Annotated in this window: 15 protein-coding genes; 6 read left to right on the plus strand and 9 right to left on the minus strand. The window is 37.8% G+C overall.

The genetic code is table 11. The features are described from left to right. The first annotated feature begins 46 nt into the window (after window positions 1-46). The 3 genes from udk to GM418_RS01375 all read left to right on the plus strand — a co-directional run bounded on the left by udk (window position 47) and on the right by GM418_RS01375 (window position 2,950). Window positions 47-661 carry a uridine kinase gene (udk, locus tag GM418_RS01365; RefSeq protein WP_158862420.1) on the plus strand — a complete coding sequence of 205 codons (615 nt, stop codon included), beginning with the start codon at window positions 47-49 and terminating at the stop codon, window positions 659-661. Beyond that, on the plus strand, window positions 662-1,384 hold the full coding sequence (locus GM418_RS01370) for a 3'-5' exonuclease (RefSeq protein ID WP_158862422.1): 723 nt from the start codon (window positions 662-664) through the stop codon (window positions 1,382-1,384). A gap of 129 nt (window positions 1,385-1,513) precedes the next feature. Beyond that, entirely contained in the window at window positions 1,514-2,950 is a 1,437-nt protein-coding gene (locus GM418_RS01375) for a DUF389 domain-containing protein (RefSeq protein ID WP_158862424.1), read from the plus strand. A 2-nt stretch (window positions 2,951-2,952) separates the two neighbouring features. On the opposite strand, the gene smpB is transcribed toward GM418_RS01375, so the two are convergent. The 7 genes from smpB to GM418_RS01410 all read right to left on the minus strand — a co-directional run bounded on the left by smpB (window position 2,953) and on the right by GM418_RS01410 (window position 9,913). Continuing rightward, the gene (gene smpB, locus GM418_RS01380; RefSeq protein WP_158862426.1) at window positions 2,953-3,411 is read right to left on the minus strand and encodes an SsrA-binding protein SmpB; all 459 of its coding nucleotides are present in this window, start codon (window positions 3,409-3,411) and stop codon (window positions 2,953-2,955) included. Then, window positions 3,412-3,984, minus strand: a complete 573-nt coding sequence (locus tag GM418_RS01385; protein ID WP_158862428.1) for a Yip1 family protein — start codon at window positions 3,982-3,984, stop codon at window positions 3,412-3,414. Window positions 3,985-4,044: 60 nt separating this feature from the next. Next, the gene (gene uvrB / locus GM418_RS01390) at window positions 4,045-6,069 is read right to left on the minus strand and encodes an excinuclease ABC subunit UvrB (protein ID WP_158862430.1); all 2,025 of its coding nucleotides are present in this window, start codon (window positions 6,067-6,069) and stop codon (window positions 4,045-4,047) included. Window positions 6,070-6,154: 85 nt separating this feature from the next. Beyond that, complete coding sequence (locus tag GM418_RS01395) at window positions 6,155-6,964, minus strand: class I SAM-dependent methyltransferase (RefSeq protein WP_158862432.1); 810 nt, start codon at window positions 6,962-6,964, stop codon at window positions 6,155-6,157. 179 nt (window positions 6,965-7,143) lie between these two features. Beyond that, window positions 7,144-7,896: an outer membrane beta-barrel protein gene (locus GM418_RS01400; protein ID WP_158862434.1), complete on the minus strand. Its 753-nt coding sequence runs from the start codon at window positions 7,894-7,896 to the stop codon at window positions 7,144-7,146. 30 nt (window positions 7,897-7,926) lie between these two features. Further along, window positions 7,927-8,655, minus strand: coding sequence for a hypothetical protein (locus tag GM418_RS01405; RefSeq protein ID WP_158862436.1), 729 nt, complete (start codon window positions 8,653-8,655; stop codon window positions 7,927-7,929). A 154-nt stretch (window positions 8,656-8,809) separates the two neighbouring features. Continuing rightward, entirely contained in the window at window positions 8,810-9,913 is a 1,104-nt protein-coding gene (locus GM418_RS01410) for a lipid II:glycine glycyltransferase FemX (protein WP_158862438.1), read from the minus strand. A gap of 289 nt (window positions 9,914-10,202) precedes the next feature. On the opposite strand from GM418_RS01410, the gene GM418_RS01415 reads away from it, so the two are divergent. Then, window positions 10,203-10,907 carry a hypothetical protein gene (locus tag GM418_RS01415; RefSeq protein ID WP_158862440.1) on the plus strand — a complete coding sequence of 235 codons (705 nt, stop codon included), beginning with the start codon at window positions 10,203-10,205 and terminating at the stop codon, window positions 10,905-10,907. Window positions 10,908-10,936: 29 nt separating this feature from the next. After that, entirely contained in the window at window positions 10,937-12,610 is a 1,674-nt protein-coding gene (locus GM418_RS01420) for a hypothetical protein (RefSeq protein WP_158862442.1), read from the plus strand. A 64-nt stretch (window positions 12,611-12,674) separates the two neighbouring features. Here GM418_RS01420 and GM418_RS01425 read toward each other — a convergent pair whose 3' ends face one another. Then, window positions 12,675-13,709 (minus strand): endonuclease/exonuclease/phosphatase family protein, encoded by a 1,035-nt coding sequence (locus GM418_RS01425; RefSeq protein WP_158862444.1) that lies wholly within the window; start codon window positions 13,707-13,709, stop codon window positions 12,675-12,677. 38 nt (window positions 13,710-13,747) lie between these two features. Then, window positions 13,748-14,362, minus strand: a complete 615-nt coding sequence (locus GM418_RS01430; RefSeq protein WP_158862446.1) for an HAD family hydrolase — start codon at window positions 14,360-14,362, stop codon at window positions 13,748-13,750. A gap of 105 nt (window positions 14,363-14,467) precedes the next feature. On the opposite strand from GM418_RS01430, the gene GM418_RS01435 reads away from it, so the two are divergent. Continuing rightward, complete coding sequence (locus tag GM418_RS01435; RefSeq protein ID WP_158862448.1) at window positions 14,468-14,890, plus strand: hypothetical protein; 423 nt, start codon at window positions 14,468-14,470, stop codon at window positions 14,888-14,890. Window positions 14,891-14,906: the final 16 nt, after the last annotated feature.

Below are 14,906 nucleotides of genomic sequence, written 5' to 3' on the forward strand. Positions count from 1 at the left end.
CCGACGTCATTAATTAGTTAAATATAACAATAAACTTTCAAAGAAAATGCTCGTAATTGGCATTGCCGGCGGCACAGGATCAGGAAAAACAACCGTGGTAAAAAAAATAACCGAACAGTTTCCCAAAAAGGAAGTTGCCGTTTTGTCTCACGATTCCTATTATTTTGACAACAGTGATTTAAGCCTGGAAGAAAGACGAAAAAAAAATTTCGACCACCCGGATTCAATTGAGTTTGATTTAATGATTGAACATGTAAAAAAGCTAAAACGCGGAGAGAATATACAAGAACCAATTTATTCATTTATTACCTGTACCCGCTCAAAGGAAACCAACCTGATTAAACCGCAAAAAGTTCTGATAATTGAAGGAATTTTATGTTTGACCAGCAAAGCGCTCCGTAACTTAATGGATATAAAAGTTTTTGTCGACTGCGACTCTGATATCCGTTTATCAAGGGTAATAATGCGTGATATTCTCGAACGGGGAAGAAATGTAAAACAGGTGCTGACGCGTTACGAAAAAACAGTTCGCCCGAGCCATATACAATTTATTGAACCAACTAAAAGATTTGCTGATATTATTATTCCCCAGGGAGGGATGAACCAGGTTGCAATTAATATTTTAACCAATCATATAAACCAAACACTAAAAACGTTATAAATGCTTGAAAATTTGAACATTGAAGAAATTTTATTTCTCGACATTGAAACAGTTCCACTGGCTCCGGAATACGGAGAATTAACAGAAAAATGGAAAGAATTGTGGGAACACAAAATGCAATACCACATTACCAATGGGGAACCTGCTGAAGATTTATATGATCGTGCGGGAATTTATGCCGAATTTGGAAAGATTATCTGTATCTCAGCAGGATATGTAACACAAAAAAAAGGCGAGCCTTTTTTCAGGGTAAAATCATTTTACGATGATGATGAAAAAAAACTAATAAAAAACTTTTTTAATGCCTGGAAAAAATTTGCGCAAGCAGGCAAAAGGAGACTTTGTGCGCATAACGGACAGGAATTTGATTTCCCCTATATTGCCCGGCGCGCATTGGTAAATAGCGTTCCCCTGCCTAAAATTCTGGATATTGCAGGAGCAAAACCATGGGAAATAAAAGAGCAGTTAATTGATACACTCCAGCTATGGAAATTTGGCGATTACAAACACTATACTTCGCTCTCTCTTCTGTGTGAATTATTTAACATTCCAACCCCAAAGGATGATATTGATGGAAGCCAGGTAGCCAAAATTTACTGGGAAGAAAATGATATCGACCGTATTATTCGTTACTGTGAAAAAGACACACTTGCAGTTGCCAACCTTTTACTAAAATATAAAGGAGACAAAATAATACCTTTTGAAAACCTGGTTAGCGTCTAGCAAACGTGATTTACAACCAACTGTTAATCAAACCAAAAACAAGAACAGGTATTTTATCACCAGTCGTCGAAAAAACGAGTTTTTTGTATTTCTTTTTTTTCTATCTTTCGCCGCTTTTTATTGAAAAAAATGAAAAAAAAGAACGAATTACAATATTTGGTTATTGCGGCACGAAGATTTTTACGTTCAATCTTAAGCATTACCGATGGCACAGATATTGATTCTACGATTGCCGGAATAAAACGAGACATTAGTTTCCGTGGCCCCACAGCCTGGATTCTGATTTTTTCAATTTTTATAGCCTCTATCGGACTCAATGTAAACTCAACCGCCGTAATAATCGGCGCTATGTTAATTTCTCCGTTAATGGGTCCTATTCTTGGCATTGGGCTCTCCATTGGAACCAATGATTTTGAAACGCTTATCCGTTCACTTAAAAACCTTGGCATTGCTGTTTCCATAGCGCTAATTACATCAACCCTGTATTTTTTAGTAACACCTTTAAATATTGAACAATCGGAACTGCTGGCCCGCACAAAACCAACAATCCTGGATGTTATGGTTGCACTTTTTGGCGGATTTGCCGGCATTGTAGCAGGCTCGCGAAAGGAAAAAACCAATGTTATTCCGGGTGTGGCTATCGCAACTGCGCTTATGCCGCCACTTTGTACCGCCGGTTATGGCCTGGCCACTTTTAAAATGCATTACTTTCTGGGTGCGTTTTATCTCTTTTTTATCAATTCTGTATTTATCAGCCTCGCCACATTTCTTGTGGTAAAATATTTGAAATTCCCGCTTGTCAACTACCTAAATCCGTTAAAAGCCAAACGTTACCAGATAATTGTTACCGCATTTATAATTGTAACAATTATTCCCAGTGGGATTATTTTCTACAATGTTATTCAGGAAACCCGCTTTTCAATTGCAGCTGAAAATTTTGTAAACGATAAAGCAAGCTTTTCCGGAAGCGAGCTTATCAACAAAAAAATTACATATTCCGATACGCTTTCTACCATAGACCTCTATTATATCGGGGAAGAAATTTCGGAGGAAAAAGAGATGTTTTTACAGGATATGTTAACAACCTACGGTTTAAATGGAAAAAAAACATTTGCTATTACCAAAAAAACCCGGGTCCGGGTACATCAGAATAAAAATAACGAGGCTGACTTTGAACAAAGAATGACCGACATGAATAACGATCTCAGACTTAAAATTCTGGAGGATATTTATACCAAAAACGAACAAATTATAAACGACAAGGAGTTAAAAATCCAATTGCTGGAAGCAGAAATTATGCGACTCAGTATACAGGATACGATTCCTTTTAAACAGATAAATTCAGAATTAAAGTTCCATTTTGATAACATCGAAAAATTTGCTTTCGCAAACATCAGGCAATTAAAAGTGGTAAACGATACTATGAGGATAGATACTATTCCTACTTTTCTTGTAAACTACAAATCAGAAATTCGCCCGCAAATAGCTGATGATGAAAACCAAAAGATTAATGAATGGCTGCGAATTCGTTTTAACAACCCTAAAATTTCTGTAATCAATTATTAAAACTACATTTTCATCATACGGTCTATCTCCCGTTTGGCATCTTTTTGCTTTAAGCTTTCACGTTTGTCATACACCTTTTTACCTTTTGCGAGGGCGATTTCCAGCTTTGCCAGCCCCCGGTCGTTTATAAAAAGTTTAACGGGAACAATAGTATGTCCCGATTCTTTAACTTTTTTCTCCATTTTCTGGAGTTCTTTTCGGTTTAATAACAATTTCCGGTCGCGCTTTGCTTCATGATTGTTATGAGTCCCCATTTCGTATTCTGAAATATGCAAATTTTTCACGTATAACTCGGAACCGTAAAACTGACAATACGAATCAGAAAGATTTGCTTTTCCGTTGCGGATGGATTTTATTTCGGTGCCCAGCAATTGCATCCCCGCTGTAAACCTTTCAATCAGTTCGTATTCAAAAGTAACTTTTCGGTTTTTTATATTAATATTTGCCTGTTTGTGTGCCATTTAAAAATATGCGGTTAAAAGTTTGGAAAGTATTATACTTAAAAAACTAAATACAAAAAAGTTCACCAAAATGGTAATGATAATATAGCTGTCCTTTTTTTCTTTGGGGAGTTCAAGCAACTCATTTGCACCCAACCAAAAAATATAAAAACTATAAACACCCATAATATCAAGAACATATAAAAACTGAAACAACCCCGTTAATATTGAAACCAGTAAAAAAGGTGTCATCGAAAAAAGCACGAGTTTTCTCACTACTTCGATATTCTTTTCTCCCTTAAAAGTTTTTATCAACTCGTTTGTAAAATATACTGCCAACAAATACTGCAATACAAAAAGAACAATTTCACGCATTGCCTTCAGTACAGCATACCCCATATAAAAATGCGAACTTCTAAAAAATTCCCCTAAAAAAACAGCTACTGCAGCAAGCCCCAAAAGCGGAAGAAAAAAGCCGGTAATCCGTTGAGCATGTGTTTCTGTTGATTGTTTCTGAGCTATCCAGAAATCCTTTGGATTCAGAATATTTTCTTTAAGGGTTGTTACTATCTTTTTTCTGTTATTTGCTTCCATTCCTCCCTGTTTGCCGGCAAAATTACATTTTAAAACAGAACACAAAAAGAATTGCACCGATTACTTTTTATGTTTTCTTTCTGTTAAAATATTCTGAAGGGCAAACATTTCATCGCGAAGACGCGCAGCTTCAATAAAGTCGAGATCCTTTGCGGAAGCCTGCATTTGTTTTTTTGTCTTTTCGATCGCCTTTTCAAGCCCGTCGATACTCATATATTGCACTACCGGATCGGCGGCGATATCGGGTTGTCCCATACCTCCCGTATATTCCGGTTGTTTATCGCTTCGGTATTCGTACCCAATAATTTCCCGTGTTGGTTTTACAATTTGTGTTGGTGTGACGTTATTTTCTTCATTGTATTTTAACTGCCTTTCGCGACGGTAATTGGTAGAATCGATTGTCTTTTGCATCGAGTCGGTAATTTTATCGGCATACATAATTACCATTCCGTTGAGATTTCGCGCTGCCCTTCCGGCCGTCTGTGTCAGCGAGCGTTCCGAACGAAGAAATCCTTCCTTGTCTGCATCAAGTATGGCCACCAGCGAAACTTCGGGCAAATCCAAACCTTCACGCAAAAGGTTGATCCCCACCAAAACGTTAAATTCCCCCTTACGAAGTTGCTCCATAATTTCAACGCGTTCCATCGTATCCACATCCGAATGAATGTAACGGGTCTTTACGCCCATATTTACCAGGTATTTTGATAACTCTTCGGCCATGCGTTTGGTTAGCGTGGTTACCAGTACTCTTTCATCCCGTTCAATCCGGAGATTAATTTCATACATTAAATCATCAATCTGATTGTTGCTTGGCCTGACATCAATGATTGGGTCGAGCAATCCTGTTGGCCGTATAATTTGCTCCACTACCACTCCTTCACATTTCACCAGCTCGTAATCAGCCGGTGTGGCACTTACATAAACCACCTGGTGTGTCAGATTTTCAAACTCTTCAAACTTCAGCGGACGATTGTCAATGGCAGCAGGTAAACGGAAACCATATTCCACAAGCGTAACTTTTCGTGAATTATCACCGCCGTACATGGCTCTGATTTGTGGAATCGTAACATGGCTCTCATCAATAATACAAAGAAAATCATCAGGAAAATAATCAAGCAGGCAAAAAGGACGGGTGCCCGGTGCACGCCCGTCGAAATAACGGGAATAATTCTCAATGCCCGGACAATAGCCCAGTTCGCGCATCATTTCCATATCGTATTCCACACGTTCCAAAATACGTTTTGCCTCCAGAGGTTTTTCAATTTCTTTAAAATAATCTACCTGTGCAACCAAATCATCCTGAATGGTATGGATGGCCGATTTCATACGATCTTTTGTGGTAACAAAAATATTGGCGGGGTAAATTTTTATCTCATCAAGTGTTTCGTATTGCTGACCGCTTTCGGGATCAAAACCGGCAATTTCTTCAATTTCATCGCCCCAAAAAACAACCCGGATTGCAGTGTCGGCATAAGCAGGGAAAATATCAACCGTGTCACCTTTTACCCGAAATGTCCCGCGCTGAAAATCAACCTCGCTTCGCGAATATAGTGCTTCCACGAGCTGGTGCAGCATTGCATTTCGCGAAACAGTCTGTCCTACTTTCAATTCGGTGATATTGGCATGAAAATCTTCGGGATTTCCGATTCCGTATAAACACGACACCGATGAAACTACAATCACATCCCGCCTGCCGGACAATAGAGAAGAAGTAGCACTTAGCCGCAATTTTTCTATGTCCTGATTGATGGAAAGGTCTTTTTCGATATAGGTATCGGTTGTGGGCAAATAGGCTTCCGGCTGGTAATAATCGTAGTATGAAACAAAATATTCAACGGCATTATCAGGGAAAAACTGTTTCATTTCCCCATACAACTGTGCCGCCAGCGTTTTGTTATGACTCAATATTAATGTCGGCCGTTGCACCTTCTCCACGACATTGGCCATTGTAAAAGTCTTCCCCGAACCGGTAACCCCCAACAAGGTTTGAAACCGCTCACCCTCGTCAATTCCATTTGCCAGTTGACGGATTGCTTCCGGCTGATCCCCGGTAGGTTGATAAGTTGAAACTACTTTAAATTGCATGTGGTAAAACTATAATACTGGTTGATAAAAACGAAATAGAAAACAGAAGGTTTAACCGTCTAAAAAATTAACAACATGAAAAAGACTATTCTTTTACAGCAAACCCTTTAAAAAAAGTATAGCTAAAAACACCATCCGGTTCTGCTGTGCGGTATAAATCCTTGATTCCCTGCTCAAAGACTGACTTTTCCGTTATACCTGTCCGGACTGCCTGTTCTCCCACACCTTCAATCATTGCAGTAAAAGTATTTCTTATAAATCCTTCAACAAGCTGAGGCCTGCTTGCGTCAACATAAACCATACGTGGCGACACCACAACATCTGAAAACCCTGCAGATACAAGCAAGGGATACAATTCTCTTCCTATATTTGAATTTCCGCCACTTTGTTTTTGAAGCTCTACCTGACAATTGACGGCCATGTGAGCATATTTACTGTCGGGATAAAAAAATGTTGAACCGTGGTCTCCCTCAATAACCATCATTATTCCGCCTTTTTTCAATACGCGACTTAACTCTTTGAGCGCCAAGACAGGATTATGAAGATGTTCCAATACAAAACAGATGATTACACTGTCAAAGATTTCATCTTTAAATGGAAGTTTAAAAATATCAGCATGCCTGAATTCAACATTTTGTATCCCTAAAGATTTGATGTTTTTCCCGGCTTCTTTTAAGGATTCTTCAGATATATCAACAGATATAAAATGTGAACCGGGATTTTTTGCAGCAATAATTTTTGTTTGTGCCCCCACTCCGCATCCTGCTTCCAAAACAAAACTGTCTTTTGCAAAAAGCGAATCGTTATGAATAATTTCATCAAGCATATTTGCCTGATCATTTAATCTTAATGCTTCCCTGGGAGAATAACCATGAACATATTTTGAATTTTCCATATCAGTCTGTTTTCAAATTCTGTTTTTCAAATTTTGTGAATAAACGAATTCCGGGACACCAAATCCCACCGGAACTTGAGTCTTTAAAGACAAGCAAAAAAACAATAGCTTTCATAAGCCTTTTTCTGGTAATGACAATTTTGGAATATACTATTTATTAGCGTATCCGGGTTGTTTTTTTATCGATTCAAATTATATTTTATCATAAACATAATGGAACGATTCACATATGATTTGTCTGCTGCAACAGCTATGTCAACACGGTGTAATGAATTATAAACAGCATTTGGGTTCAAATAATATGTAAAAGACTCACCTATGCTCAAAGTCGCCTCCGCAGAAATACGTTCTTTCAGGCTTACTCCGATTCCCAGCAACGGCCTGATTTCAAATTTTAATTCCTTATTTTTTCCACTAAAATTGAGTTTCTCATTGGTATGTGTATTTTCTCCGGTGGCGGACAAGTAGAAAGAATAATCTCTTTCACCGCCAACAACATAATTGGGAACAACACCCAATTTTAAATAGGGCACAACACCGCTTCTATAAAAATCGAAGGACAAGCTGATCGGTATTTGAACATTATGAAGCCTATACTTTATCTCCGTAATTCTTTTAAAAGGTTCTCCTGAAACTTCAGTAACTCCGCCTTGCCAGTTATCAACAAATTTACTACCGCTGTTTAGATATAAAAGTTCTGAATGTATGGAAAATCTCTTCCATAAATTATATTTCACAAAAACACCTGCTCCACATCCGTATGTAAACTGGTGTCCTTCTGTTCTTCCCTGTTCACTGTAATTCGAATCATATTTCTCGTGCCACCCGGTTAAACCGCCGCCTGCAGTAATTCCATAATAAAACCGGGACTGGGCATTTAGCAAAAAAGGAAATATAAACAGCAAGGAAAAGATCAGTTTTTTTGGTTTCATTGGTTTGGATTATTGCAATTGTTATTGGTTTTAATATGTTTTAATAAATCTGGCTTTTCCGTTTGTAACTTTAAATTCCCAATATTTGTGATATATACATCCGGCCGGACAGTCGCCCATACCAATACTAAATGTAACAACAGCCGAATCACTGTCTCGTTTCAGGGTAATGTTGTTCCCGTCTCCGATACAACCCTTGTTAAACTCTGCAAGTACAACTGACTCTATTTCCATAAACTCCTTTTCAACAGGAAGCATATTAAACTCTTGTTGAGTATATACCGTTAACCACGGAAAATTTGGATAACTGTATGCAGTTCTTACCGAATCAAAGCCGTAAGTAGTTAATAAATTATCCAGCTCCTGTTTTCCGGTTGGGAAAACATTTTCTGACAAACTTTGAATTTCAGGTCGTTCTGTTTCTACCATTAAACCTACAGAACTAAAGCTGTAACAGTAATAACCGTGAATCTGATAAACATCAAAGACCGTATCTCGCTGTGGAGAACGGGAGTCGTAAACTGCCTGAATTATTTTCAGAATTTTATCAATTTCTTCATTATCCAGAGAAGGGTCGCCGTAATTAAAATGATTTTCATTATGATATATTTCATCCATATACAATTGCTTGGCATCATGCAGATATGATTCAATGATATAAGGATCCAAATCGATTTTCTGGTATCCTACCAACCCATCACTGTCGTTACAACTGTTTAACACCAGGATAAAAATGACCAAATACAGGAATATTTTCATACCACTCTAAAGTTTCTGCCTTACAGATACTTTTGCGGGCGATTGGGTTGCGTTCAATAAAAATTATCCTGATACAAAAGCCGCTCTGCTTTTTTAAAGGACTAAAAAACATGTGGTGTGAACATTGCATTGAAACGCACCTGCAACGACGTTGTCAATTGTTCATCTCCTGCATTTTAATCATCTCGTAATCATTTTGCAAAAAAGGATAATCCCAACATCCCATTCGGTGATACAAGTTACCACCAAAACCTTTTTTATAAACGTGAACACCGTGTAACGGGTGTCTTTGATTAATATTGGGGGCCGAACCAAACATATCGTATTCTGAACATCCCGATTTCTTTGCTGTTTTTATGGCTTCCCACTGGAGGGCGTAGCTTGCAAGCGAATGCTGGTTGTATGTTGAAGAGGCTCCGTAAAGATAAGTTCCTCTTTTGTTGGATAATACAAGAAACATGGAAGCTAAAAACCGGCCTTCATACTCTGCCATAAGCATTTTAACATGAACACCGTTTTTTCTGCTATCCTGATTTTTTAAAATGGCGGAAAAATATTCCTCATCCTGAAGCGGCATGTTATGACGGATAGCCGTTTCAACATATAACTTGTACCATTCATCCATATGCTCCATGCCATGTTCCGTTACTTTTATGCCTTTTTTTCCTGCTCGCCTGACATTGTACCTGGTGTTGTATCGCATGTTGTAGAGCAAATCATCTTCTTTTAAATTTAAATCCAGAAAAAAGGTGTTTTTAGGCAAAATATCAACCGGACTCTTTCGTAAATTCCATTTTGCAGTTTTAAAATTTACCCTAAATTCCTGAATGTTGCTTTCAGGCGGGCCAATCCAATTCCCTTTCCTGTCAAAATATTCCTCTTCCTGCGCCCACTGATTTTGCCACAACAAATCGTAGCGAATAAAAATACAATTAGCCGGCAAATAACTCCGCAATGTCTCCGACAGCTCTTCTAAAAAAACACCGTGGTCTTCAAAATCAGGCTCCATCTTTGGACCATACGGAACATAAGCGTAACACTGGGTGCTATTGATGTACTTTATTAGTATCAATAAATCTTCGCGGCTTTTTGTCGATGTTTTAAAAGATGAATTCGGCAACTTATTTGAAACTGTAAGTTCAAATCCGCCGGGCGTAAATCCCTGGCTTCCCTTTACCCGCCCCCAAAAAGGGGTTTGCGGCAGAATATTTGTTGGTCTGATCGCTTCAATCTCTTTCCTTTCAACGCTGCAAATCATTTGTTTTTTTTGCAAAGCTATTTAAATGACAGGTAGTTGTAAAATCAATAGACAATATAAAAACTAGTTTTAACATAGAAGTTACGTAAAATGATTGGACTTCAAGTCCGCTTTTTTTGCATTTTACAAAGACAAAAATTTCATTTTTTCTGATGCTAAAGGTTTATAAAGCTGAAATTTGTTTGTTAACTGGTTTATTTTACAAAATTTCGTTTTCGATTTAGTTTGGAATTGTAAATTTGTTCGGTGATAATGTGGACGTAGAATAAATTTAAAACCCTTTTAAATAATGAAAAAAGTAAAAACACTTGGTTTATTGTTTTTATTTCTGTGTGTGATTTTTAATTCCAAAGCACAGGAACTGATACCGGATAGAACTATTCATCCGCAGAATGTTGGTTTATATACCGGAGGACACGCTTCAACAAATGGTCTTGGCGTTAATGTTGGTTATGTTGTAAATAAACGGTTTACTTTTAGAACCGGTTTTGAAACAATGAAACTAAACAGCAATTTCGATTTTGACGAAAACGATATTTCTTACAATGCAGACCTGCATTACAAAACAGGGGGCATTTTTCTGCTTGCCGATTACTTTTACACATCGAGGCTGTACCTTACTCTTGGCGGCCTGGTAAATTCATTTAAACCCAACATGGAAGGATATGCGATAAGTGATTTGGAATACGGTGATATAGTAATCCCTGCGGAAGAAGTCGGAACATTCAATTTTGGTGCTGAATCCGGGCTAAAGTACTCACCCTATGCAGGAGCAGGTATTCGACATTTTATTGGCAAAAAGGAAAAACTGGTATATAGTTTTGAATTAGGCATGTATTATATGGGAGCACCCAAGCTAAAAATCGAAACAACAGGGCTGTTATTGCCCACTAGTGATCCCGCTCACGGACAGGCTGAATATTTGGAAAATCAATTTGATGCTTATAAGATTTACCCTGTTTTAAAATTTAACCTTGCATTCAAAATCTTTTAAATGTAAACCATTCAAAAATTTGTAAAACAATGAAAAATTCTTTCAAAAAATATGTAAACAAAATTGTTTCGCTGGCTGTGGTTACAGTTCTGCTGGCCGGGTGTAGTGAATATTTTGACAATCCGTTAAAAGACAAAGAAACCGGTGATGACATTAACCTGCTTTTGGTTGACTTCAATTTTTTCACTACGCGAATGACTTTTAAACTTTATGATGCGAAAGACAGCTCGCTAATTACCTCCACGGCAGAGATTTCATTTTCAGGAAAAAACGGCGATGACATCGTTACCTTTGCCGGCGAAAAAAAGACGATACATTCCACTACCCAGGGACAAATGGAGTTAACCGCTGATCCAAATGTTGATTTTTCAACATCGTCACCTCTGGAATTTGCTGTTAATGTTGACATAGACGGATACAACAGTTTAAGCAAAGGTTTTCAAATAAATACAACCGGCAAAAAAACCTTCGAACTATACTTACTCAATAAATCGGATGAAGAAGAATCCGATATCGAGGGAGGGATTGAAATTACAGGTGCCAGCAAATCAGCTACAATTTCAAAAATAGCGGGAACTTCAATTAAGTCGGCAAGTACAGCCGGAGATTATGAGATTAAATATTTGCTCTCTGTGCCAAACCTGTCCTACATCGTAAATATGGAATATGAAAACGGGAGCGTTGTTCCTTTTGAGAGTGTAGATGACATAGGAACTTTATCTGTAATTTTTACTGTTAGTAAATATTCCGCTTATAACGAGGATGAAGATGTAATATATAACGAAGGAGCTTTTATTTTTACTTCCTTTCATAAATTGGAAACAGGAAGCCTTGTCAGTTTAAAAATAAACGGATATAAAGTAACCAACCTAAACGGGGCAAAAATAAAAGTACTGGGAAGCTACGCCGGAGATGCTGACTACGATCTTTTTGGGTTTACTGATTTTGACACAGACGATGGCGCCTGGTATTTTAATGAACCGTCCAGTGACCTTAAAGATACTGTTTTATATGAAACCCTGAACTTTAGCTACACACTTGCGCGAGCTTCAAGTGAAGGCCTTTGTGGAACCGGAAGTGACATAACATTCAGCTCTTCTGTTATATCAAGTTTTTCAATTGATGCCGACGTTCTTAACTCTGATGGAGTAAAAATTAAAGCGATAAATTTCAAAGGAAATTTTCCTGAAACTTTTACTGTTGAAAATGCAAAATCAGCTCCCGTAAAACTGGTATTCAGAGACAATAATCCTTCATTTAACAAAATTCCTGATTTAGAAATTGATAATTTCTGTACAGGAGATTATAGCGTAAGTGTGACACCGGCCAGTGGATACGAACAATACCAGGTCGTTCTGAGAGCACTTTGCCCGGACAATATGACTGTGGGAGTTGCACCAACCTACAGCGGAGAAATAAAAATAAAAGGGAGCAGTGAACCATGGCAGGGAATAGATATGATTGGCGGGAAAGTTGATATTCTTGCAAAACCCGATCAGGAATATGAAATGCGGCTGCTTTGGGACAGTGAATGGGAATATGCAACCTTCTCAACAATTTTTAATGAATCTGACGGCAGTTATGCAGGTCCTGATTATGCGGACACAGAAATCACCTCGGAATACATTGAAAACAAAGCAAGAATCAAAGTCAATGTAAGAAAGAAATTCAGCCAAAGTATCTGTGACGATATGGGATGGTAAAAAAACTTATTTTAATAAAAAGTAAAGGAGTGTATAATTTTTATATGCTCCTTTCTTTTTGCTATCAATGCTGAAGTTTAAAATAGACCGGGAAATGGTCGCTGATACCACCATAATAATTAGGCCCTCCGTAAGTGCGGTTGGGCGATATCTCCCCTCGGTTGTTTTTGTATTCCATCCACTCCTCCCGAAAAACAAACCCTTTTTTATCGCTGCATTGAAAACCCTCCTCATCAAGCAGGTTGGTTGAAACGATCAGGTTATCCAACATATTCCAGTTTCCCCGAAAATTATAAGACCCTAAATTTTGCAAATCATCCGGATACATCAGGTTTACCAATTCCATGTTACTTCTTCCGGGAATTCCCGCACTCAGTGTCTCGGACAAACTTTTATTGGCAGGTTCATCATTCATATCTCCCATCACAATAATTTTCGCCTTTGGACTGACCTGTAAAACAGAATCAATTTTAGCGCGAAGTACAGTAGCCACTGCCACCCGTTTGGGTTCAGTTTGTTCTTCACCACCAATCCGCGAAGGCCAGTGATTGACAAAAAAATGAAACTCTTCCCTGTTTTTTGTTTTTCCCTTTACATACAAAATATCACGGGTTTTATAATCCGGCTCATCTTTAAAAGTGATGTGAATTGGAAAATGATCAAGCACTTTAAATTCATCAGGGCGATAAATCAATGCACAATCTATGCCACGTACATCAGGACTTTCATAATGAACTATCCCGTATTTCCCGGCGGCTAATTTATCGGTATGAACCAAATCGGATACTACCTTTTTGTTTTCCACTTCACACAAGCCGATGATCTCCGGCAGTTCTCTTTTATCAATAGAACTTAAAACTGCAGAAATGTCTTCGAGTTTTTTCCGGTAGCGTTCATCCGTCCATTGTTTTTCACTTCCGGGTGTAAACTCTTCATCTATTTTACCGGGTTCATCGACGGTATCAAACAAATTTTCAACATTGTAAAACGCAACAGTCAGGTTCTTCCTGTTTTCTCTTTTTTCTTTTGAACATGACGAGAAAAATACACATCCAACCAGAATGATAACCAAAAAAGACAAATACAACTTACTTTTCATAGGAGCAAAAAATAAAAGTTCAGAATTTGATTACAAAGTTACAATTCCTGCCCAATCGTTACTTGATAAAAATCAGTCACCAGGGTAGCTTTCATTCCTGCGGCACCGGCTGCCTGCATTCCCAGTTCACCATCTTCAAAAACATGACATGCTTCAGGAGCAACGCCCATTTTTTCAGCACATTTAAGAAATGTCTCCGGATGGGGTTTTGGTTGGGTAACATCTTCGCTTGAAACAAGAATATCGATATATTTATCCAATTCAAGAATCTCCATGGTTTTCCAGGCAAGCCTGTGATATCCACCGGTCCCAACTGACATGGGTAATTTTCCGTGATATTTCTTCATAAGCTTTACTACCGGTTCCACTGGTTTCATTTTATGCATCAGCTTTTCATATTCATTTTCCTTTGTATGTCCCACCGTTTTAGCATCCAAACTGCTGCCAAACATCTCGTTTATTTTTTCGATGGTTTCAACAGCAGGAATACCTGCCAGCGTGGCAAACAATTCAGGTGTAAAGTCGATTTTATAATCTCTTAAAACATGTTTATATGCTAAAAAATGAACCGGCATTGTGTCTGCCAGCGTACCATCCAAATCAAAAATTATCGCTTTTGTTCCGGGAAAAATGTCCAGTATTTTATTATCCATAATTTTTCAGAAAGGGTTCAAAATTAATATTATTTATTCAGTGTCTGTTTTCCTTTATTTATTAATTAAATTTTGACAATTTTGTTCTCGGTAAATTAATATTTAATGCACGAAAACGTTTTTTTATATACGTTGCCTCAATGGTTTATTTTTTCTTCGGTACTTGTAATGGTTTACGGATGGGTTGAAAAAAAGAAACCATTCCGTATTATCGGATTGGTTATTTTAATTGCGTTGGCCTTTTTTTCTTTGTATGCCATTGTGAAAGGTTATTTCGATTCACACAACTTTTTAACACCTGACGAGGTAATCAATGAAGAGTTGAATGGTGAATTGGTAGAAGAAATTCCATTTGAAGGGATAATTTTGCCTGCCTACTGGAGTTTTGTTATTTCTGGAATAACAGCGATACCTGCATTATATTTTGAAATAAAATGCAAAAGACAAAGCCGGCTCTTTATTGTTCTTGCAGTGGTAATTTCGTTGTTTGGTTTTTTTGTAATTGTTGATGCATTAAAATACATCTGATACGCTGCAATTATTA

The organism is Maribellus comscasis (assembly GCF_009762775.1).
Taxonomy (GTDB): Bacteria; Bacteroidota; Bacteroidia; order Bacteroidales; family Prolixibacteraceae; genus Draconibacterium; species Draconibacterium comscasis.

Coding starts and splice junctions, on each gene's coding strand:
- udk (WP_158862420.1), top strand. CDS start 47: ATGCTCGTAATTGGCATTGCCGGCGGCACAGGATCAGGAAAAACAACC.
- GM418_RS01370 (WP_158862422.1), top strand. CDS start 662: ATGCTTGAAAATTTGAACATTGAAGAAATTTTATTTCTCGACATTGAA.
- GM418_RS01375 (WP_158862424.1), top strand. CDS start 1,514: ATGAAAAAAAAGAACGAATTACAATATTTGGTTATTGCGGCACGAAGA.
- smpB (WP_158862426.1), bottom strand. CDS start 3,411: ATGGCACACAAACAGGCAAATATTAATATAAAAAACCGAAAAGTTACT.
- GM418_RS01385 (WP_158862428.1), bottom strand. CDS start 3,984: ATGGAAGCAAATAACAGAAAAAAGATAGTAACAACCCTTAAAGAAAAT.
- uvrB (WP_158862430.1), bottom strand. CDS start 6,069: ATGCAATTTAAAGTAGTTTCAACTTATCAACCTACCGGGGATCAGCCG.
- GM418_RS01395 (WP_158862432.1), bottom strand. CDS start 6,964: ATGGAAAATTCAAAATATGTTCATGGTTATTCTCCCAGGGAAGCATTA.
- GM418_RS01400 (WP_158862434.1), bottom strand. CDS start 7,896: ATGAAACCAAAAAAACTGATCTTTTCCTTGCTGTTTATATTTCCTTTT.
- GM418_RS01405 (WP_158862436.1), bottom strand. CDS start 8,655: ATGAAAATATTCCTGTATTTGGTCATTTTTATCCTGGTGTTAAACAGT.
- GM418_RS01410 (WP_158862438.1), bottom strand. CDS start 9,913: ATGATTTGCAGCGTTGAAAGGAAAGAGATTGAAGCGATCAGACCAACA.
- GM418_RS01415 (WP_158862440.1), top strand. CDS start 10,203: ATGAAAAAAGTAAAAACACTTGGTTTATTGTTTTTATTTCTGTGTGTG.
- GM418_RS01420 (WP_158862442.1), top strand. CDS start 10,937: ATGAAAAATTCTTTCAAAAAATATGTAAACAAAATTGTTTCGCTGGCT.
- GM418_RS01425 (WP_158862444.1), bottom strand. CDS start 13,709: ATGAAAAGTAAGTTGTATTTGTCTTTTTTGGTTATCATTCTGGTTGGA.
- GM418_RS01430 (WP_158862446.1), bottom strand. CDS start 14,362: ATGGATAATAAAATACTGGACATTTTTCCCGGAACAAAAGCGATAATT.
- GM418_RS01435 (WP_158862448.1), top strand. CDS start 14,468: ATGCACGAAAACGTTTTTTTATATACGTTGCCTCAATGGTTTATTTTT.